Here is a 19,783-nt window from a genome sequence, read left to right as displayed (position 1 = left end):
CGCCAACTCGAAAAAATTAAATATTTATTCACCTTTTCGCTACTTACTGATTGAATTCATTTCGCCTGCCCGTATAATTTGCACGTTTTTGTCTCTTGACACATTTACGCAAAGGCAGTTTTATACAACACTTAGCGTTTCTGAGGCTGAGAAGAGCTGGGAGTAAACAAAAAGTTATGTCTGTATCCCTTTATGACAACAAACACGCTGCAAAGCAGTTGTCTGTTCAGTTTATAACTTTAGTGATCCTCAGTGGGGCTTTCTGTGCAAATAGTATAGAATGGGGGGCCTCTGCTCTTGCTGGTGGGTTAGCATGCTGGTTACCAAATATCGTATTTATGCTGCTAGCACAATTTCAGAAAGCAAAAGGAGAGGATGAACCTGTCCGCATTGCCTGGTTCTTAGCATTAGGAGCAGGGCTAAAGGTTGTTACAACTATCGCTGTCTTAGTTGTTGCTTTCGGTGTGTTCAAAGCGTCATTAACACCACTGGGTTTGACCTATTTAGCGGTGCTAATTGTTCAGATTGTTGCACCAGCCGTTTTTAAACGGTAAGTATTTTTAAACTACAAAAGGGTAAGAGGCATCATGTCTGCATCAGGAGAAGTGATGACTACAGAGGATTACATAGGCCACCATCTGAGAAACCTTCAGTTGGACCTGAGTACCTTTAAGTTGGTCGATCCCCACGCTAGTCCAACATTTTGGACGTTGAACATTGACTCGCTTTTTTTCTCGGTAGTTCTCGGGGCTCTGTTCCTGTGGCTATTTAGAAGAGTTGCAGTTAATGCGACTAGTGGCGTACCCGGTAAGTTACAGACTGCAATAGAACTGATCATTGGTTTCGTTGATAACTCAGTCCGTGATATGTATCACGGCAAGAGCAAAGTTATTGCTCCTTTAGCATTAACGGTGTTCGTCTGGGTATTCTTAATGAACCTAATGGATTTACTCCCAATTGATTTCCTTCCGTATATTGCTGAGCATTATCTCGGGTTACCTGCATTACGTGCAGTACCAACCGCAGATGTTAGTGTCACATTATCGATGGCTATTGGTGTGTTTATCCTAATCCTCTTCTACAGCATCAAAATGAAAGGAATTGGCGGATTTACAAAAGAGCTCACAATGCAGCCTTTTAACCATCCTGTCTTCATTCCAGTCAACTTGATTCTTGAAGGGGTAAGCCTGCTGTCAAAACCTGTATCACTCGGTCTGCGACTGTTTGGTAACATGTATGCAGGTGAATTGATCTTTATTCTTATCGCGGCTCTGCTACCGTGGTGGTCACAGTGGTTGTTAAGCCTACCTTGGGCTATCTTCCACATACTGATTATTACGCTACAAGCCTTTATTTTTATGGTTCTGACGGTTGTCTATCTGTCGATGGCATCTGAAGAACACTAATTTAATTTTATCAATAATTGTATTAACTGAAACAAACTGGAGACTGTCATGGAAAACCTGAGTATGGATCTGCTGTACATGGCTGCCGCTGTGATGATGGGCTTAGCGGCGATCGGTGCTGCGATCGGTATCGGCATCCTAGGTGGTAAATTTTTAGAAGGTGCTGCTCGTCAGCCAGATTTAATTCCTCTGCTGCGTACACAGTTCTTTATCGTAATGGGTCTGGTCGATGCTATTCCGATGATTGCTGTTGGTCTGGGCTTGTATGTAATGTTCGCTGTTGCCTAATTAACGTTACGGAACACTGTAAGAACATTAATTCACTAATGAATATGAGGTATTGTCTGTGAATCTAAATGCAACAATCCTCGGCCAGGCTATCGCGTTTGTCCTGTTTGTTTGGTTCTGTATGAAGTATGTATGGCCACCGATTATGGCGGCCATTGAAAAACGTCAAAAAGAAATTGCTGACGGTTTATCTTCCGCAGAACGTGCTAAAAAGAACCTGGAACTGGCGCAAACCGACGCAACCGACCGACTGAAAAAAGCGAAAGCTGAAGCTCAAGTCATCATTGAACAAGCGAATAAACAACGCGTTCAAATGATTGATGAAGCAAAAGCAGAAGCAGAAGCAGAACGTGCAAAAATCGTCGCGCAAGCGCAAGCTGAAATTGATGCTGAGCGCAAACGTGCACGTGAAGAGTTACGTAAACAGGTTGCGATGCTTGCTATCGCAGGTGCCGAGAAGATTATCGAACGTTCCGTGGATGAAGCTGCTAACAGCGACATCGTTGATAAACTAGTCGCTGAACTGTAAGGAGGGAGGGGCATGTCTGAAATTGCTACTGTAGCTCGCCCCTACGCCAAAGCAGCTTTTGACTTTGCTGTGGAAAACCAAGCTGTTGCTAAATGGCAGGAAATGCTAGCCTTCACCGCTGAGGTGACGCGCAATGAACAGGTTGGGGAGCTGCTTTCTGGTTCTATTGCACCAGAAACATTAGCTAAAACGTTTATCTCTGTTTGTGGAGATGAAATTGACGAGCATGTTCAGAATCTGATTCGTGTTATGGCAGATAACGGGCGTTTAACGACGCTGCCAGAAGTGTTGACGCAGTTTATCCAATTGCGCGACTCTCTGGAATCAACCATTGAAGTTGATGTGATTTCTGCTAACGAACTGAGTGAACAGCAGTCAGCTAAAATTTCTGCAGCGATGGAAAAACGTCTGTCACGCAAAGTTAAGCTGAATTGCAAAATTGATAAGTCTGTTATTGCTGGAGTGATCATTCGTGCTGGAGACCTCGTTATTGACGGGAGTATCCGCGGTCGCTTAGAGCGTTTAACTGACGTCTTGCAGTCTTAAGGGGACTGGAGCATATGCAACTGAATTCCACCGAAATCAGCGAACTGATCAAACAGCGTATTGCTCAGTTCGATGTTGTGAGTGAAGCTCACAATGAAGGTACGATTGTATCCGTTAATGACGGTATTATTCGTATTCACGGTTTAGCCGAAGTCATGCAGGGTGAAATGATCGCGCTGCCTGGCAACCGTTACGCTATCGCACTGAACTTAGAGCGTGACTCTGTTGGTGCGGTCGTTATGGGTCCTTATGCCGACTTGGCAGAAGGCATGAAAGTTAAATGTACTGGCCGTATTCTTGAAGTTCCAGTAGGCCGTGGCCTGCTAGGACGTGTTGTGAATACACTGGGTCAACCAATTGATGGTAAAGGTCCTGTTGATAACGATGGCTTCTCTCCTGTAGAAGTTATTGCGCCAGGTGTTATCGACCGTCAATCCGTTGATCAACCAGTTCAAACTGGTTATAAATCAGTCGATGCCATGATCCCAATCGGTCGTGGTCAGCGTGAGCTTGTTATCGGTGACCGTCAAACAGGTAAAACTGCTTTGGCTATCGATGCAATCATCAACCAACGCGACTCAGGCATCAAATGTGTGTACGTGGCTATCGGCCAGAAAGCATCTACCGTTTCTAACGTAGTTCGTAAACTGGAAGAGCACGGCGCACTGCAAAACACTATCGTTGTTGTTGCTACAGCATCTGAATCAGCTGCTCTGCAATACTTAGCGCCATATGCTGGTTGTGCGATGGGTGAATATTTCCGTGACCGCGGTGAAGATGCTCTGATCGTATACGATGACCTGTCTAAACAGGCTGTTGCATACCGTCAAATCTCACTGTTGCTGCGTCGTCCACCAGGACGTGAAGCTTACCCAGGTGACGTTTTCTATCTGCACTCACGTTTACTTGAGCGTGCTGCTCGCGTTAACGCTGAATACGTAGAAAATTTTACTAAAGGTGAAGTTAAAGGCAAAACAGGTTCATTGACAGCTCTGCCTATCATTGAAACCCAAGCTGGTGACGTTTCTGCATTCGTACCAACAAACGTAATTTCGATTACAGATGGTCAGATCTTCCTGGAATCTAACCTGTTTAACTCTGGTATTCGTCCAGCGGTTAACCCAGGTATTTCAGTATCTCGTGTTGGTGGTGCTGCTCAGACTAAAATTATCAAGAAACTGTCTGGTGGTATCCGTACCGCACTTGCTCAGTATCGTGAACTGGCAGCGTTTGCTCAGTTTGCTTCCGACCTCGATGACGCGACTCGTAAACAGTTAAGTCATGGTCAGAAAGTAACTGAACTGCTGAAACAGAAACAGTACGCACCAATGTCAGTAGCAGAGCAGGCACTGTCTCTGTTCGCGGCAGAACGTGGGTTCTTGGATGATGTTGAGTTAGCGAAAATTGGTGCGTTTGAAGCTGCTTTAGTTTCTTTTGCACAGCGCGAGCATGCTGACCTTATGAACGAAATTGGCCCGGCTGGTAGCTATAACGATGATATCGAAGGCAAGTTGAAAAAACTGCTCGAATCATTTAAAGCAACTCAGTCCTGGTAATACTATTCGGCCCAGTTCCTAGGGCCGTCTGGTTAATAAGGAGAAGCAGAAATGGCCGGCGCAAAAGAGATACGTTCCAAGATCGGAAGTGTACAAAATACACAAAAGATCACTAAAGCGATGGAAATGGTCGCTGCGTCCAAAATGCGTAAAACGCAGGAACGCATGGCGGCCAGCCGTCCTTATGCAGAAACCATGCGCAGTGTGATTGGTCACCTAGCGTTAGGTAATCTGGAATATAAACATCCATATCTCGAAGAGCGTGAAGTTAAACGTGTCGGGTATCTGGTTGTTTCAACAGACCGCGGTCTGTGTGGTGGCTTGAACATTAACCTGTTCAAAAAACTATTAGCAGATATGAAGTCATGGTCTGAGAAAAACGTTCAGGTTGACTTGGCTTTAATCGGTTCTAAAGCGGTATCATTCTTCGGTTCTGTGGGCGGCAATGTCGTGACACAAGTTACTGGAATGGGGGATAACCCAACGCTTTCGGACTTGATTGGTCCAGTTAACACAATGCTACAAGCCTATGATGAAGGGCGTTTGGATAAACTGTATGTGGTGACGAATAAGTTCATCAATACAATGTCTCAGGAGCCAACTATTCTTCAATTGTTACCATTGCCTGCAAGCAATGATGAAACACTGAAGAAGAAGTCTTGGGATTACATTTACGAACCCGATCCTAAGGCGTTGCTGGATACCCTGCTACGTCGTTATATCGAGTCGCAGGTTTATCAGGGCGTCGTTGAAAACCTGGCTAGTGAGCAGGCCGCACGAATGGTAGCGATGAAAGCCGCTACTGATAATGGTGGAAACCTGATCAAAGAGTTGCAGTTGGTTTACAACAAAGCTCGTCAGGCCAGCATTACTCAGGAGCTTACCGAAATTGTTTCGGGCGCTTCCGCGGTTTAACAGCTAGGTTTACGAATTACGTAGAGGATTCAAGATGGCTACTGGAAAGATTATCCAGGTAATCGGCGCCGTTGTGGACGTCGAGTTCCCTCAAGATGACGTACCAAAAGTGTACGACGCTCTTGAGGTTGTTAACGGTAAAGAAAAACTGGTGCTGGAAGTTCAGCAACAGTTAGGCGGAGGTGTTGTCCGTTGTATCGCAATGGGTACATCAGATGGCCTGAGCCGTGGTTTAGAAGTTGTAAACTTAGAGCACCCAATTGAAGTACCAGTAGGTAAAGCAACTTTAGGACGTATCATGAACGTTCTGGGTCAGCCTATTGATATGAAAGGTGATATCGGCGAAGAAGAGCGCTGGTCAATTCACCGTGCTGCACCTAGCTATGAAGAACTAGCTAACTCAACAGAACTGCTGGAAACCGGTATCAAAGTAATGGACTTAATCTGTCCATTCGCGAAAGGTGGTAAAGTTGGTCTGTTCGGTGGTGCGGGTGTTGGTAAAACAGTAAACATGATGGAACTGATCCGTAACATCGCGATTGAGCACTCAGGTTACTCAGTATTCGCAGGTGTTGGTGAGCGTACTCGTGAAGGGAACGACTTCTATCATGAAATGACCGACTCAAACGTTCTGGATAAAGTATCACTGGTTTATGGCCAGATGAATGAGCCACCAGGAAACCGTCTGCGCGTTGCGTTGACTGGTCTGACTATGGCTGAAAAATTCCGTGACGAAGGTCGTGACGTACTGCTGTTCGTTGACAACATCTACCGTTATACACTGGCAGGTACTGAAGTATCAGCACTGTTAGGTCGTATGCCTTCAGCGGTAGGTTATCAGCCAACGCTGGCGGAAGAGATGGGTGTTCTGCAAGAACGTATTACCTCAACTCAAACGGGTTCTATCACTTCTGTTCAAGCGGTTTACGTTCCTGCGGATGACTTAACTGACCCATCACCAGCAACTACCTTTGCTCACTTAGACGCAACAGTCGTTCTGAGCCGTCAAATCGCATCACTGGGTATTTACCCTGCGGTTGACCCTCTGGATTCTACTAGCCGTCAGCTTGACCCGCTGGTTGTTGGTCAAGAGCACTATGATGTTGCTCGTGGCGTTCAGTCTATTCTGCAACGTTACCAAGAACTGAAAGATATCATTGCAATTCTGGGTATGGATGAACTGTCTGAAGAAGACAAACTGGTTGTTGCTCGTGCTCGTAAGATCCAGCGCTTCCTGTCTCAACCATTCTTCGTTGCTGAAGTATTTACCGGTTCACCAGGTAAGTTCGTTTCTCTGAAAGACACTATCCGTGGCTTCAGTGGGATCCTGAACGGTGATTACGACCACCTGCCAGAACAAGCGTTCTATATGGTTGGTACCATTGAAGAAGCTGTGGAAAAAGCGAAAAAGCTTTAATCCAGCTGACAGGAGGTTGATATGGTAGCTGCAATGACATACCACCTGACTGTAGTGAGTGCTGAAAAACAAATGTTTGAAGGCATGGTACAGAAAATTCAGGTGACAGGTAGTGAAGGTGAGCTGGGGATTTACCCGCAGCATACCCCGCTGCTGACTGCCATAAAACCGGGCATGGTACGTATTACCAAACAGTTTGGTGAAGAAGAGCTAATTTACCTCTCCGGCGGTATTTTAGAAGTACAACCAAATGGTGTTATCGTACTCGCTGATACAGCGATCCGTGGTAAAGATTTAGACGAAGCTCGTGCAGTGGAGTCTAAACGCAAAGCGGAAGAACACGTCCGTAAAGCTCACGGCGATGTTGATTATGCTCAGGCATCAGCAGAACTTGCAAAAGCAATAGCGAAACTTCGAGTCATCGAGTTAACTAAAAAGCTAATGTAATGATAGCGGTATAGTAAAAAAAGCCAGTTGGTTAAGTCTAACTGGCTTTTTTATTTGAGCGAAATATGTAGTAATTTATAAAGGAAATAGGTTTACTTTCATCCCTAAGTTGGAGTTTCAGGAAAAATGACTGTGCAAAGAAAAAGTGTCGTGATTTTAGCTGCCGGTAAAGGCACACGGATGTATTCAGAGCTACCTAAAGTTTTGCATTTGCTTGCAGGCAAACCAATGGTTCAGCATGTTATAGATACAGCAAAATCCATTGGTGCATCAGATATTCATCTGGTATACGGACATGGCGGTGATTTACTGAAAGAAAAACTAGGTGAGCAAAACCTCAATTGGGTATTGCAGGCCGAGCAGCTCGGCACTGGCCATGCGATGCAACAAGCCGCGCCAAGCTTCCAAGACGATGAAAATATTGTCATGCTATATGGCGATGTACCGTTAATTGCTAAAGATACCCTAGATCGCTTAATTGACGTGAAGCCAGAAGGTGGTATTGGCTTACTGACGGTTATTTTAGATAACCCAACAGGGTATGGCCGTATCATTCGTGAAAATAATGAAGTTGTCGGTATTATCGAGCAAAAAGATGCGACTGAAGAGCAACGTAAAATCCAAGAGATTAACACTGGGATCATGGTTGCCAGCGGTAAAGATTTTAAACGTTGGTTGGCACAGCTAAACAACGCTAATGCACAAGGCGAATATTATATTACTGATATTATTGCATTAGCACATAAAGAAGGTAATAAAATTGCAACCGTTCATCCTAAACATTTAAGTGAGATGGAAGGCGTGAATAACCGCCTACAACTGGCTGCGTTAGAAAGAGTTTATCAGAAAGAACAAGCGGAAAAATTGTTATTAGCAGGAGTAATGTTAATTGACCCTGCACGTTTTGATCTGCGCGGAAATCTAACTCATGGTCGCGATATTATTATTGATACTAACGTGATTATTGAAGGCAATGTCACATTAGGGAATAACGTACATATTCAATCTGGCTGTATTTTGAAAGACTGTGTAATCGGTGATAACTCAGTGATTAGCCCGTATTCAGTCATAGAAAACTCTGAATTGTCATCAGAATGTACGGTTGGTCCTTTTGCACGTTTACGTCCAGGTGCTAAATTAGCAGCCAAAGCACATGTGGGTAACTTTGTAGAAATGAAAAATGCCTCTTTAGGTTTAGGCTCTAAAGCGGGCCATTTAAGTTACCTTGGGGATGCCCAAATTGGCGATAACGTGAATATTGGCGCAGGTACTATCACTTGTAATTATGATGGCGCAAATAAACACAAAACCATTATTGGTGATGATGTATTTGTAGGCTCAGACACTCAATTAGTCGCGCCAGTTTCTGTAGCAAAAGGTGCAACAATTGGTGCTGGCACGACGGTAACTCGTGACGTGAATGAAGACGAACTCGTTGTCAGCCGTGTAAAGCAAATGCATATTAAAAACTGGCAACGTCCAGTTAAGAAAAAATAAGTAAATATTGAGGAGAGGTAGCAATATCTCTCCTATTATAAATGCGAATTAATCGCGAAAATTAAAATAGCTACCTAAGGTAGCAATATAAAAATAATATCCCCATTTTCTACAAGGCTGGGGAGCAGTGAAAACTGTACAACAATTAGGTTGCGACAAATAAAGGTTTCTCAAGAAAGAAACCTTTTGTCTAGGAATCAAAAAAATATGTGTGGAATTGTAGGTGCTGTTGCACAACGTGATATTGCAGAAATTCTGTTAGAAGGTCTTCGTCGTCTTGAATACCGTGGTTATGACTCAGCGGGTATGGCTGTGGTTGATCACGAAGGTCATTTGCAACGCTTACGTGAAGTCGGCAAAGTGCAAATGTTAGCGGAAGAAGCGGAGAAAAACCCAGTATCGGGTGGAACGGGGATTGCACATACCCGTTGGGCGACTCATGGTATTCCAAGTGAACGTAATGCTCACCCACATACCTCTGGTTATATTGCGGTTGTTCATAACGGCATTATTGAAAACTATTTAGAACTGAAAGATGAACTGAAAAAGCTCGGTTATGTCTTTAGTTCAGAAACTGACACCGAAGTGATTGCTCATCTTGTTCACCATGAACAACAAAAGGGCGGCACGCTGGTGGAAGTGGTTCAACGTGTTATTCCACAATTACGCGGTGCTTATGGTACGGTAATTATGGATAGCCGTATTCCTGAATTATTAGTCGCCGCACGTTCTGGTAGCCCATTGGTTATTGGTTTAGGTGTGGGTGAAAACTTCTTAGCATCAGACCAATTAGCATTGTTGCCTGTGACTCGTCGCTTTATTTACCTTGAAGAAGGGGATGTTGCCGAAGTCACTCGTCGTACTGTTCGTATCTTTGATAAAAGTGGTGAAGCTGTCGATCGTGAGCAAATTGAATCAAACGTTCAATATGATGCGGGCGATAAAGGCGTTTACCGCCATTACATGCAAAAAGAGATTTATGAACAGCCGATGGCGATTAAAAACACCCTTGAAGGGCGTTTTAGCAAAGATAATGGCATTGATCTGAGCGAATTAGGCCCTCGTGCGAGTGAAATTTTATCTCAAGTTGAACATATCCAAATCGTAGCTTGCGGGACATCTTACAATGCTGGCATGGTAGCGCGTTATTGGTTTGAGTCTTTAGCGGGTATTCCATGTGATGTGGAAATCGCTTCAGAGTATCGCTACCGTAACCCTGCGCACCGTAAAAACAGCTTAATGATAACGCTGTCTCAATCAGGTGAAACTGCAGATACACTGGCAGCATTGCGTTTATCGAAAGAGTTAGGCTATTTGACTTCTTTAGCGGTGTGTAACGTTGCGGGTTCTTCACTGGTACGTGAATCTGAGTTTGCCCTGATGACCAAAGCAGGGGCTGAAATTGGTGTGGCATCAACCAAAGCGTTTACCACACAGTTAACTGTTTTACTAATGCTAGTGGCGTATATGGGCCGTTTGAAAGGTGCTAATCCGGAGCTCGAAGAAAATATTTCTCACGCTCTGCATGCATTGCCTGCGCGTATTGAAAGCATGTTATCGCAAGATAAAGTCATTGAAGCATTGGCAGAAGATTTCTCTGATAAACACCACGCGTTGTTCTTAGGCCGCGGTGATCAGTTCCCTATTGCCGTTGAAGGGGCTCTGAAATTAAAAGAGATTTCATATATACACGCGGAAGCGTATGCCGCTGGTGAATTAAAGCACGGCCCATTAGCGTTAATTGATGCCGATATGCCTGTTATCATCGTGGCACCTAACAATGAATTGTTAGAAAAACTGAAATCAAATATTGAGGAAGTTCGTGCGCGTGGTGGTTTGCTGTATGTGTTTGCTGACCAAGATGCGGGCTTTGAAGCTAGTGAAAATATGAAAATTGTTTCGCTGCCTCATGTTGAAGAGCTCATCGCACCTATTTTCTACACTGTTCCTCTGCAACTGTTGTCTTATCACGTTGCATTGATTAAAGGTACAGACGTAGACCAACCACGTAACTTGGCGAAGTCGGTGACGGTTGAGTAATCAATAATTTGATTAATAAAGGGCTCATTATTTAACCGTAATGAGCCTTTTTATTTTTTTTCAAAATATAATTTCTATTTTTTGTTTTTTTTAATATAACATAATAAAAAACAAGGAAATAAACGTATGGAAATTATATTTATTGATATTATTGATAAGGAATATGAATTTGTATGCCAACTATATTGGCAGGTTGCAGAAAATGGCCGTTTTTTATATTCAATGATTAAGATAGAAGAAAAAACACAATTAAAATCTAAAGAAATAAAAGCTATTGTGGCTAAAAGCTGCAAAGCTTATTGTTTAAAGCTAAAATGTGTGGCATGTGGTGAAATAGAATATTTACGAGATAGAAGCCATTTTTCACATTTAAGTAATCTTGAACATATTTGTGTTGATTGTATTCGTATAGAGAATGAAAAAGAAAGGCAAGAAAAAATTGAATATATTGATAATCTATTATTTTTAAAAAAAGAGAATGCTTTAAGTATCAATGATCTTTCTTTTGAAAATAGTGTTTTTTTACTTGCACTTATACGGTGTTGTGCTGATGAAAATCTAATGTATTTAGATAGCCTTGATAATCAGAGGTATGAAAAATTAACACCGAATTATAAGTTTGACCTGTTAATCATAGAACAACTTTATACTGCAGGTGTGATTGCAGTAAGTCCAGTTACTAATTTAAAATATATAAGTGTTAGTGAAGATTATATTTATTTTAATAATATATTTATGTGCTGGGAAGTTATTATTAAAGAAACTAATAGTTTATCTACGATTATTGACCTACTAGAGCTAAAATTAGCTAATATCTATTATTTACAAGAAAATACAAAATCACTAATTGAGTTATGTAAGAAAAATAATCTATTTGAGTGTTTTTTTTATTTAAATTATGAAATGGATGAATATAATTTCACATCTTTTCTGATTGGTGAAAAAACAACAAAAAACATCACCTATTTATTAGAAAACTTATCTGTTGGGCAAGTTTTCTATATTATATCTAAAACGGTTACTGATGCTTTTGTGTATCATCAAAAAAAATCGACTAAAATCAACAAAGGACAAGCTGCGAACTCTGTTGTTGATGCAATGAAGCGAATGCATGAAAGGTATCTAGCTAATGGATGGTCTCCCTATTCAAAATATCGGCCTCGTCATTGCCCTCAATCAGTACTTTGTCAGGTTTTATTTGTGTTTATCTTGCAAACAGATGATGGCGGTATTCATAAATCATTAAAACAAATTATAATTGACGATGATAAGGGGATTTTCTTGAATCACTAACACATAATTTTATGTCTTAATGATTCAATCACCTAATCTTGCTGCATAGGAACGTAAAACACATTTTTCATACTAGATAATTTTAAAATAATATCAGTACCAAGAATGATAAAACTAAATATTATTATTTATTCATAAATCCACCTTAATTATTATATTTAGTATTTTTTATTTAAATTCAACATATAAATACATTGGGAAAATAAATCCGTAATATATTTATAATAAGAATAACCCGACAATCTGTTTTTGCCGGGTTATTCTTTATTAAAATGAAAATTTACTTTTTTCATTATATCTTTCTATTAATATGTCTTTCCCATTTTTTAAGGTGATGTTGTGAGTAAATCGATTATCATTTATTGTTAGTTTTTTGTTTTTATTGGCTATTTTTATGATATAATTATTTATTTTATATATGGAACCATCCGGTTCATTTTTTAATAAATCAAACATATTGATAAAAATTGCATTTTCACTATTTATTTTGTTTTCATTATGATTGTGTATTAACTCTATTTTTTTTGAGTTTGGTGAACTATAAATAAAATAAAGGTTTTTTTTCATTAAATCATTTTTAAATGCGCTAATGTCGTATTCTAATGATTCTTTTTTTATGAGGTTTTGTGCTTTATTTGTATGTATATGTTTTAAATTTTTTGTGTTTGTATCTATCTTTTCAAATTTCATCTTTAATAAAGAGACACAGTTAGTGTTGATGGGTTTTTCTTTTATATTGTAGCTGAATGACTTTTTATTATTATTATTATTAATACTATTGTTATTATTTGTTTCTATAAAGTATTTTAATCTATCTATGTTCATTTTTAATGATCTCCATTTGGTTTATTATTAGTTTATTGGAGTGGAGTCATTATCTATATCAAAAAAAGAGACTAAGGCTAACCCTTTAATAAATTTTCCAAATCACCAAATATAGATTGCCACTCATTATCATCAATTTCCATGAATCCCATATAGCGCAGCATAAAAGCGCCTTCAGTTGCTAGAAAAACAATTCTTGCTTGTTTGCCTTTCTCTGTTGAAGTATCTAGTCTCGCAAGCCGTTCACGATACCAAGTACGCGTACTTTCTAGGTATTCAGGGGTTTGTAATAAGGATGCCATTAAGGAAGCGCCTTTTGCCATTGCAACTTTATCGTGCTGGTGGGTAGCTTGCATATGAGCAAAAATTTGCCCTTCAGGAGAGTTGTCTTGCAGTGTGACTTGATTAAAAATTTCATCATAAGACTGGCCCCAACGCTCAAACATCGCATCAATTAAGGCATCTTTATTGCCAAAACAGTACTGAACACCGCCTTTGGAGACCCCCATCGCTTTGGCGACTGCATCGATAGTGAGAGCGGTAGCACCTTGTTGTAATACAATGTCTTCAGCTGCATCAAGCAATTTTTCTCTATCGATTGTTCGTTGACGTCCCATTTAGAAAAACCTCTTTTCAATACGTACGTATGGATTTATATTGTAGCACGATCAGCACAAAAATCATGATCAAATAAACTCATTGAGAGAATTTTATGTTAACCGATTATAAGCGCTGGATAGTGCTTCTATTAGTTTCAAGTGTACTGTTTCTTATCGTTATTGATGTCACTGTACTATATACCGCGTTACCTAAATTAACCCATGATTTAGGCGCTACGTCATCTGAAAAACTGTGGATAATGAACGCTTACCCACTGGTGGTTGCTGGGTTATTACCTGCAGCAGGGATGCTAAGTGATAAAGTCGGCCACAAGCAAATGTTTTTATTGGGGCTACCGTTATTTGGTTTAGCCTCGTTGTGTGCTGCTTTTTCATCAACCGCAACAAGTTTGATTTTGTCTCGTGGCTTTTTAGCTGTTGGTGCAGCAGTAAGTATGCCTGCCACCCTTGCTATTGTCAGGCATGTTTTTTTAGACCCAAAAGAAAGGGCATTAGCTATTGGAATATGGTCTGCGGTTGCATCTGGTGGTGCGGCAATTGGCCCGTTGATCGGCGGTATCTTACTTAACCACTTTTGGTGGGGCTCTGTTTTTTTAATTAATGTCCCAGTCGTCTTATTGGTTATTCCGTTTGCGTGTTACTTGATCCCTAAATGTGGTGGTAACAGCGACAAAAAAATCGACATTTTCGGTTCTATTTTAGTTTTAATTGGCTTAATTGGCGTTATTTATGCGTTGAAGGAGCTCGGAAAACCTTATACAGACTGGCCTGCTGTATGGGTTTCAGGCGTTATTGGGGCTTTCTTTTTGGTGGTATTTAGAAATCGACAAATTAAATCAATATCCCCACTGATTGATTTTACGCTATTAAAGCATCCTAAATTTAATGCAGGGCTGATGATGGCTGTGTTATCTATCGTGGTTATCGTTGGTGTTGAATTATTACTAAGCCAACGTTTACAGCTGGTTTTGGGTTATACGCCATTTGAAGCGGCTTTATATATCATTCCAATTCCATTGGCTTCGGTGATAGCTGCACCATTGGCAGGTATGTACCTTCATAAATTTGGTGAGATCAAACTCACTGTTTTCGGGTTTACTTGTACGTTAATTGGTGTCGTTGGTTTAACGATGGTGTACCAAACTTCGACAGGTATTTTGTTACTTTCATTCCTCTTTCTTATTGGGTTTGGCCTTGGTGCGATATTCACGACGGCATCAACGACAGTGATGTTAAATGCTCCTGATGAAAAAGCAGGCATGGCAGCATCAATTGAAGAAATTGCTTATGAAATTGGCAGTGTCTTAGGTGTAACCTTTATGGGGGGACTAATGAGTGCAATTTATACTTTGAAACTCTCATTACCTGAAGGCTTAACAGTCAGTGATAAAGTTTATGATAGTATTGATGAGGCCTTATTAGTTTCTGAATCACTACCAGCAAATAATGCATCTGCGTTGATAAATCAGGCCAATATTGCCTTTGATCATGCCTTCTTAGGGGTGATGGTGGCAACTATTTTTGTCTTGCTGATCAGTATTATTGTTCTGCCTTATTTTTTACGCTCTAAAAAGGCATTAACGAACTAAACTAGTTTATTTTCAAAACCAATTAGACTTGCTGCTAAACATAATATGTTTGTCAGCAGTCTGAAGGGAGCTTTGGCTCCCTTATACTTTTTTATCTTATTTTGCGGATTAATACGGTTGCGAGTAATGGACTAATTGCAAATAGAGCAAATAACCAGATTGAAGCTTGCTGTGCTCCCGCGATCCCTCCGGGGCTAATTAACCCGCTATTATTGACGACGACTCCCACTAAGGCGGCAGATAGCGCGGTTGCATACAATTGAATGGTAATAATTGAAGATGATGCGAGATTTTCCTCACCCTCTGGCGCATTCTTAAAAACACGTAGTACGAGATGAGGCCAACACACGCCAATTCCTAGACCAACCCCAGCCATGGCGATGAGATAAATAACGAATAATGGCCATGATTCGATAAGCTGTTGATTATGCGTTAGAACAGCAAGTACAATTAAAGAAATAAATATGATGACCGGGCCTGTTCGAATAATTCGGATAACAATAGCCCCTGTTTTATTGGCGCTAAAGAGTGCCCCAACGGTCCAGCCCGCTGCCATTATTGCGGTTAAATAACCCGCAGTGAGCGGAGAAAACAGATGGATGGTTTGTAAGAAATAAGGGACATAAATTTCGGTTGTCATGCCACCAACTAATAAACACATGGTTAAAAATATGACGCCAAGGGGATTCTTGAGCGAATAGGCTCCTGTTGGTAATAAACGTTTGTCATTTTTACCATCGAGTAAGGCAATTGTCAGCAGTATGGCTAGGCCAATTAACAAACCAATAAGGTTCATGAATAAACTATCAGACAAACTTCCAATTGAGATAGCAAGAACGGATATCACTAACAGAGAAATCGCTAAGAATGGAATTTTACTGGTTTTTGGTGCTTGAGTTTGTTTTTTAGGGAGTTGATTGATGACAATAAGTGCTAGAAAAACCGCGACAGGCAATAAAGCCCAAAATGCCCAACGCCAGTGGCCACTTTCAGCAAAAATACCACCAATTGCTGGGCCACAGAGTGTTGCTATTCCCCACATACCTGAAACAACACCCATGGCTCGAGACCATAAGTTTTCGGTAAAAACAATGCGAATTAATGCATAGCTAAGAGCAAATAAAATACCGCCACCAAGTCCTTGTAATGCCCTCCCGCCTAGTAATACCAACATTGATGGGGAAGCTGCGCACCAAATAGACCCTAAAGAAAATAGAATAAGCGCAAATAAATAAGAAAATTTAGGCCCAAAACTGTCTAATACTTTACTAGAAAGGGCAGAACCGACAATGGATGTTGCCACAAATAAAGTGGTATTCCATGCGTAATACTCAAGACCGCCAATATCGTTAACGACACTGGGCAATATGGTTGTTACGATATAAATATTAATAGCATGTAGTGCAACACCGCCAGTTAAGGCAATAGTGAGTAATGCATTGGCGCCACTAAGTAAATCAGCCCACTTGGCTTGAGGTACGGTTGATGTTTCATTGCTCATAGAGAGACCCGCTAGACGGAATGGTGAAAAAAGAGGTATTATACAAGTAATAGCTTGGATAATAGAGTCGCATAATGATTAATGCAAGTAATTACTTTGATAATTTAAATCTAACACAGGCCGTGGATAAGGTTCTTTTTTGTATCAAAACGAAAGGGCCTATTTCTACCGCAGTGATCGCAAATGATTTAAATATGACAGGGGAAGCAGCAAGGCAACACATTCAAAAACTGACTTCGTTGGGGTTAGTTGAGGGTGCGCAGTGCTTATCGCAAACAGGGGCTGGGCGCCCTCGGCAAAATTGGGTGTTAACAGAACTAGGGCATCAACGTTTTCCGGATACTCACGCGCAACTTGCTCTTCAATTGATTGATTCTGTTCGGACTATTTTTGGTGATGAAGGTCTAGAAAAACTGATTATCCAAAGGGAAACAGAAAGCCGAGAAAAATATTTTGCTCGTTGTAAAAATTTACCGTTAGCTGAGCGGCTTGAGGCGTTGGCTGAAGTGCGTAGCGAAGAAGGGTATATGGCGAAGGTTGAACAAGATGATGACAGTTGGTTGTTTATCGAAAACCATTGTCCAATTTGTGCCGCAGCCACCGCTTGCCAAAATTTTTGTCGTTCGGAATTGGCGTTGTTCAGTGATATTGTGGGTGATGATGCTAGCATTGAGCGTGAACAGTACTTATTAAATGGCGCAGGGCGTTGTGTCTATCGTGTAAAAGTTAATAACTAAATACCAAGACACCTTGGTATTTAGTTTAGTAATAGTATTATCTCTCGATCATCAATGTTTCAGTTGACTCTATATGTGGTGCTAGCTCTTCGTTATCAAGCCATAACGGTTTCTTACCAAATTGCTGATATAACGAGAGTTGGTCTTGGTAGTGAGGTGAAGGTTTTCCTTGTGGGGAAATAAAGCCACTTTGCCCTGGCGCAACAATGTCCCATGCACCCACCCCTTTTTCGGTAAACACAATTAGGTCGTTTTCAGTTCCCCGATTATGGTATTCATTTTGATGGAAATTTTCTTGAGGTAAGGCTTGTGGCACACCAAAGAAATTATTTTCACGGAAGGTTAATGCTGTGGCGGGTGTTTGCCAATTAGCTGGGTTATCACCGTATTTTACTCTCATTTTTTGGTAGGTCGCATTCAGTGCTTTTTTAATTACATCATTTCGTGATTGCCCTGAAAATAAATCAATAGGCTGTGGTATTGGCGATTTATCTTCTAAGAGAGATTCATACAGTAATTTTGCGCCTGTACTGATATTTAACGACCCAGTAGGGCCTTCTTGTGTCGTTTCATAACCACTTGCTAGATACCATTTATCAAACGGTGCAGGGATCGTTTGGCCTAGGGTGGCTTTAAGCATTTCTTTTAACCAAATATCGAGGATTGCAGACCCTGGATGAACATAGTGTTTTCCATCACCTGATAACTGGTTTATACCATCCCACTGTTGGAGCAAGGAGACTAATTTGACGGTATTGTCATTTGACGGCAAACCTTGTGTTACTTGAGTTAAAAATGGGGTAAACAAGCGATGATTGAGGTCGACACGGCTAGTTTGCTGTAAAATCGTCCACATATCATCAGCTGTTAACTTATCATAGGCTTCAATGCGGTTATCGATTTCTGTCACTCTATCTGCACTTCCCCATAAGAAGGCAAATAAGTCGCTAGCGGGGTAATTTTTAGCTGGAGAGTTATTCCAGTTGGCGATGTAACCGGATTTGGGATTATAAACTTTAGGATTATTTGCAAAGGGCTGCATCCCTTTCCAGTCCCATTCTCCCGTACCTGATACGGGTAAACGGGGGTCATGGTTAGCTTGGCGTTCAGGGTAGTGCCCGGTATGAGCATAACCAATATTTCCGTCTTTATCCGCATAATACCAATTAATCGTCAGTGCTTGGTTTTGTGCTTGGTCTAGCCATTGCTGCCAGTTTTGCGCCTGCCCTTGTTTTACCCAAGCCATTAAGGATGTCAGCTCTTTGCCATCCCATGCGCGAGCTTTGCTGTATGCGGTGTGAGTGGTATTATCACGCTTGACCACATTACCATGCACAGTGCGGTATACTTCAAAAGTAATGGGTTTTTCACCTTTCACATTTAATGTCTCTTGGCGCGATAGCATTTGTTTCCACTGCCCTTGGTGGAAGTAGCTATTTGGATCTTCAGGTGAAATCTGTTCTGCAAAAATATCAACGCCGTCACCAAAACCAGCTGTAGAACCCCAAGAAATTTGCCCATTATGACCGAATAAAATAGCAGGATAAGCAAACGGTGTATTTCCAACAATATTAAACCCGGCTCCATGTAACCCTATACCGTATGTATAGGCAGGGTTAAACCAACCAAACTGTGGACCATTAAGTAAAATGGCTTTTGCGCCAGACGCTTTTGTTTTTCCAACAAGCCAAACATTACTGGTGGTTGGGTACCCTGCGAGGCCATTAGCACCGCTTTGTTCATATTGTTTAGCGATTAACGCATTATTTTCCTTGGAAGAAAGCGCTATTAATTTTCCTGTTGCATCTTTTGCCGTGCGTTCAAACATGGGAGCAGTAAGTCGGTAACCACTAATTTGATTCAATTGCGCTATATTTTTTGTTTTTTGTGAATTGGAATAGGTGAATTCTTCTGATGAGATTGTTGTCGGTGCGTTGGGGTTATTAAGCCAATTAATTTGGTTAAAAAACGCCACTCCCATTTGTTCACCATACTTATCTTTAAGCGCAGTGAGTAATGCTAGATTATCAATTTCACTATTCATATCTGAAAAGCGGTTTGCCATTGTACCGACCATTATCATCGCAACATCAAAACTCGTCCATTGGGATGGTAAAAAACCATAATCAATGAACTGTTTAGGCATTAAGTCATCTGGTTTAGCATTAATTTGTTTAATCCATGCATTCATGCCATCCGCATAACCCTGCAAAATATCTTGTTCTTGAGGGGACAGTTGTGTGATTTGTTGGTGGATGGAATCAGGCCAATAGTTATTTCTGATTTCTTTATCAAAAGAAATGTAATCTTTACCTAATACTTCGGAAACTGTTCCTTGAGTACTGCGTTTAGCCATTTCCATTTGGAATAATCGGTCTTGTGCCACAGCATAGCCATACCCATAGAAAAGGCTATAAGTATCATTCGCATAGATGTGAGGAATACCATAGTTATCTCGTTCAATTTTAATTTGAATTGACTGAGAAAATGATGGGAGTGATAGTGAACTTAAACTTAAAACAATAGCGGTAGAGATGAGGTGTTTTTTCATTTATTGAGTCTCATGTTGTTATTATT

General features: G+C 40.9%; 18 protein-coding genes. 14 read left to right on the top strand and 4 right to left on the bottom strand.

Annotated elements, in window-relative coordinates; genetic code table 11:
* The first annotated feature begins 176 nt into the window (after positions 1-176).
* The 12 genes from atpI (at position 177) to PSF09_RS17580 (ending at position 11,934) form a co-directional block, all read left to right on the top strand.
* On the top strand, positions 177-554 hold the full coding sequence (gene atpI, locus PSF09_RS17635; RefSeq protein ID WP_004906317.1) for a F0F1 ATP synthase subunit I: 378 nt from the start codon (positions 177-179) through the stop codon (positions 552-554).
* A 33-nt stretch (positions 555-587) separates the two neighbouring features.
* Positions 588-1,406, top strand: a complete 819-nt coding sequence (gene atpB, locus PSF09_RS17630) for a F0F1 ATP synthase subunit A (RefSeq protein ID WP_004906738.1) — start codon at positions 588-590, stop codon at positions 1,404-1,406.
* 48 nt (positions 1,407-1,454) lie between these two features.
* Positions 1,455-1,694: a F0F1 ATP synthase subunit C gene (gene atpE / locus PSF09_RS17625; protein WP_004093904.1), complete on the top strand. Its 240-nt coding sequence runs from the start codon at positions 1,455-1,457 to the stop codon at positions 1,692-1,694.
* A 58-nt stretch (positions 1,695-1,752) separates the two neighbouring features.
* On the top strand, positions 1,753-2,223 hold the full coding sequence (gene atpF, locus PSF09_RS17620; RefSeq protein ID WP_004906301.1) for a F0F1 ATP synthase subunit B: 471 nt from the start codon (positions 1,753-1,755) through the stop codon (positions 2,221-2,223).
* A gap of 12 nt (positions 2,224-2,235) precedes the next feature.
* Positions 2,236-2,769, top strand: coding sequence for a F0F1 ATP synthase subunit delta (gene atpH, locus PSF09_RS17615; protein WP_004906300.1), 534 nt, complete (start codon positions 2,236-2,238; stop codon positions 2,767-2,769).
* Positions 2,770-2,783: 14 nt separating this feature from the next.
* On the top strand, positions 2,784-4,325 hold the full coding sequence (gene atpA, locus PSF09_RS17610; RefSeq protein ID WP_004906297.1) for a F0F1 ATP synthase subunit alpha: 1,542 nt from the start codon (positions 2,784-2,786) through the stop codon (positions 4,323-4,325).
* A 51-nt stretch (positions 4,326-4,376) separates the two neighbouring features.
* Positions 4,377-5,240: a F0F1 ATP synthase subunit gamma gene (gene atpG, locus PSF09_RS17605; protein ID WP_004906741.1), complete on the top strand. Its 864-nt coding sequence runs from the start codon at positions 4,377-4,379 to the stop codon at positions 5,238-5,240.
* Between the two features lie 34 nt (positions 5,241-5,274).
* Positions 5,275-6,657, top strand: a complete 1,383-nt coding sequence (atpD, locus tag PSF09_RS17600; RefSeq protein ID WP_004906293.1) for a F0F1 ATP synthase subunit beta — start codon at positions 5,275-5,277, stop codon at positions 6,655-6,657.
* A 21-nt stretch (positions 6,658-6,678) separates the two neighbouring features.
* Positions 6,679-7,104 carry a F0F1 ATP synthase subunit epsilon gene (locus tag PSF09_RS17595; RefSeq protein WP_004906291.1) on the top strand — a complete coding sequence of 142 codons (426 nt, stop codon included), beginning with the start codon at positions 6,679-6,681 and terminating at the stop codon, positions 7,102-7,104.
* Positions 7,105-7,230: 126 nt separating this feature from the next.
* On the top strand, positions 7,231-8,601 hold the full coding sequence (gene glmU / locus PSF09_RS17590; RefSeq protein ID WP_272684255.1) for a bifunctional UDP-N-acetylglucosamine diphosphorylase/glucosamine-1-phosphate N-acetyltransferase GlmU: 1,371 nt from the start codon (positions 7,231-7,233) through the stop codon (positions 8,599-8,601).
* A 207-nt stretch (positions 8,602-8,808) separates the two neighbouring features.
* Positions 8,809-10,641, top strand: a complete 1,833-nt coding sequence (gene glmS, locus PSF09_RS17585; protein WP_272684254.1) for a glutamine--fructose-6-phosphate transaminase (isomerizing) — start codon at positions 8,809-8,811, stop codon at positions 10,639-10,641.
* Positions 10,642-10,767: 126 nt separating this feature from the next.
* Positions 10,768-11,934 carry a hypothetical protein gene (locus PSF09_RS17580; RefSeq protein ID WP_272666403.1) on the top strand — a complete coding sequence of 389 codons (1,167 nt, stop codon included), beginning with the start codon at positions 10,768-10,770 and terminating at the stop codon, positions 11,932-11,934.
* A 267-nt stretch (positions 11,935-12,201) separates the two neighbouring features.
* Here the strand turns inward: PSF09_RS17580 and PSF09_RS17575 are convergent, their stop codons facing one another.
* Positions 12,202-12,759: a hypothetical protein gene (locus PSF09_RS17575; protein WP_272684253.1), complete on the bottom strand. Its 558-nt coding sequence runs from the start codon at positions 12,757-12,759 to the stop codon at positions 12,202-12,204.
* A gap of 77 nt (positions 12,760-12,836) precedes the next feature.
* The gene (locus tag PSF09_RS17570; protein ID WP_272666401.1) at positions 12,837-13,376 is read right to left on the bottom strand and encodes a TetR/AcrR family transcriptional regulator; all 540 of its coding nucleotides are present in this window, start codon (positions 13,374-13,376) and stop codon (positions 12,837-12,839) included.
* 95 nt (positions 13,377-13,471) lie between these two features.
* Here PSF09_RS17570 and PSF09_RS17565 point away from each other — a divergent pair, with 95 nt between their 5' ends.
* On the top strand, positions 13,472-14,968 hold the full coding sequence (locus PSF09_RS17565; RefSeq protein WP_272684252.1) for an MFS transporter: 1,497 nt from the start codon (positions 13,472-13,474) through the stop codon (positions 14,966-14,968).
* Between the two features lie 91 nt (positions 14,969-15,059).
* On the opposite strand, the gene PSF09_RS17560 is transcribed toward PSF09_RS17565, so the two are convergent.
* Positions 15,060-16,469 (bottom strand): MFS transporter, encoded by a 1,410-nt coding sequence (locus PSF09_RS17560; protein ID WP_272666400.1) that lies wholly within the window; start codon positions 16,467-16,469, stop codon positions 15,060-15,062.
* A 74-nt stretch (positions 16,470-16,543) separates the two neighbouring features.
* Here PSF09_RS17560 and PSF09_RS17555 point away from each other — a divergent pair, with 74 nt between their 5' ends.
* Complete coding sequence (locus PSF09_RS17555; RefSeq protein ID WP_210835465.1) at positions 16,544-17,206, top strand: helix-turn-helix transcriptional regulator; 663 nt, start codon at positions 16,544-16,546, stop codon at positions 17,204-17,206.
* A 37-nt stretch (positions 17,207-17,243) separates the two neighbouring features.
* Here the strand turns inward: PSF09_RS17555 and PSF09_RS17550 are convergent, their stop codons facing one another.
* Positions 17,244-19,757, bottom strand: a complete 2,514-nt coding sequence (locus tag PSF09_RS17550; protein WP_272666399.1) for a penicillin G acylase — start codon at positions 19,755-19,757, stop codon at positions 17,244-17,246.
* Between the last annotated feature and the right edge of the window lie 26 nt (positions 19,758-19,783).

Source organism: Providencia sp. PROV141 (genome assembly GCF_028481645.1).
In the GTDB taxonomy this organism is placed as follows: Bacteria; Pseudomonadota; Gammaproteobacteria; order Enterobacterales; family Enterobacteriaceae; genus Providencia; species Providencia rettgeri.
The sequence above is the reverse complement of the archived record's forward strand: the minus strand, read 5'-3'. Positions and strand labels throughout refer to the sequence as shown.

What these genes read in the sequence shown, in the direction of transcription:
- atpI (WP_004906317.1), top strand. Translation starts at nt 177, where the DNA reads ATGTCTGTATCCCTTTATGACAACAAACACGCTGCAAAGCAGTTGTCT.
- atpB (WP_004906738.1), top strand. Translation starts at nt 588, where the DNA reads ATGTCTGCATCAGGAGAAGTGATGACTACAGAGGATTACATAGGCCAC.
- atpE (WP_004093904.1), top strand. Translation starts at nt 1,455, where the DNA reads ATGGAAAACCTGAGTATGGATCTGCTGTACATGGCTGCCGCTGTGATG.
- atpH (WP_004906300.1), top strand. Translation starts at nt 2,236, where the DNA reads ATGTCTGAAATTGCTACTGTAGCTCGCCCCTACGCCAAAGCAGCTTTT.
- atpA (WP_004906297.1), top strand. Translation starts at nt 2,784, where the DNA reads ATGCAACTGAATTCCACCGAAATCAGCGAACTGATCAAACAGCGTATT.
- atpG (WP_004906741.1), top strand. Translation starts at nt 4,377, where the DNA reads ATGGCCGGCGCAAAAGAGATACGTTCCAAGATCGGAAGTGTACAAAAT.
- atpD (WP_004906293.1), top strand. Translation starts at nt 5,275, where the DNA reads ATGGCTACTGGAAAGATTATCCAGGTAATCGGCGCCGTTGTGGACGTC.
- PSF09_RS17595 (WP_004906291.1), top strand. Translation starts at nt 6,679, where the DNA reads ATGGTAGCTGCAATGACATACCACCTGACTGTAGTGAGTGCTGAAAAA.
- glmU (WP_272684255.1), top strand. Translation starts at nt 7,231, where the DNA reads ATGACTGTGCAAAGAAAAAGTGTCGTGATTTTAGCTGCCGGTAAAGGC.
- glmS (WP_272684254.1), top strand. Translation starts at nt 8,809, where the DNA reads ATGTGTGGAATTGTAGGTGCTGTTGCACAACGTGATATTGCAGAAATT.
- PSF09_RS17580 (WP_272666403.1), top strand. Translation starts at nt 10,768, where the DNA reads ATGGAAATTATATTTATTGATATTATTGATAAGGAATATGAATTTGTA.
- PSF09_RS17575 (WP_272684253.1), bottom strand. Translation starts at nt 12,759, where the DNA reads ATGAACATAGATAGATTAAAATACTTTATAGAAACAAATAATAACAAT.
- PSF09_RS17570 (WP_272666401.1), bottom strand. Translation starts at nt 13,376, where the DNA reads ATGGGACGTCAACGAACAATCGATAGAGAAAAATTGCTTGATGCAGCT.
- PSF09_RS17565 (WP_272684252.1), top strand. Translation starts at nt 13,472, where the DNA reads ATGTTAACCGATTATAAGCGCTGGATAGTGCTTCTATTAGTTTCAAGT.
- PSF09_RS17560 (WP_272666400.1), bottom strand. Translation starts at nt 16,469, where the DNA reads ATGAGCAATGAAACATCAACCGTACCTCAAGCCAAGTGGGCTGATTTA.
- PSF09_RS17555 (WP_210835465.1), top strand. Translation starts at nt 16,544, where the DNA reads ATGATTAATGCAAGTAATTACTTTGATAATTTAAATCTAACACAGGCC.
- PSF09_RS17550 (WP_272666399.1), bottom strand. Translation starts at nt 19,757, where the DNA reads ATGAAAAAACACCTCATCTCTACCGCTATTGTTTTAAGTTTAAGTTCA.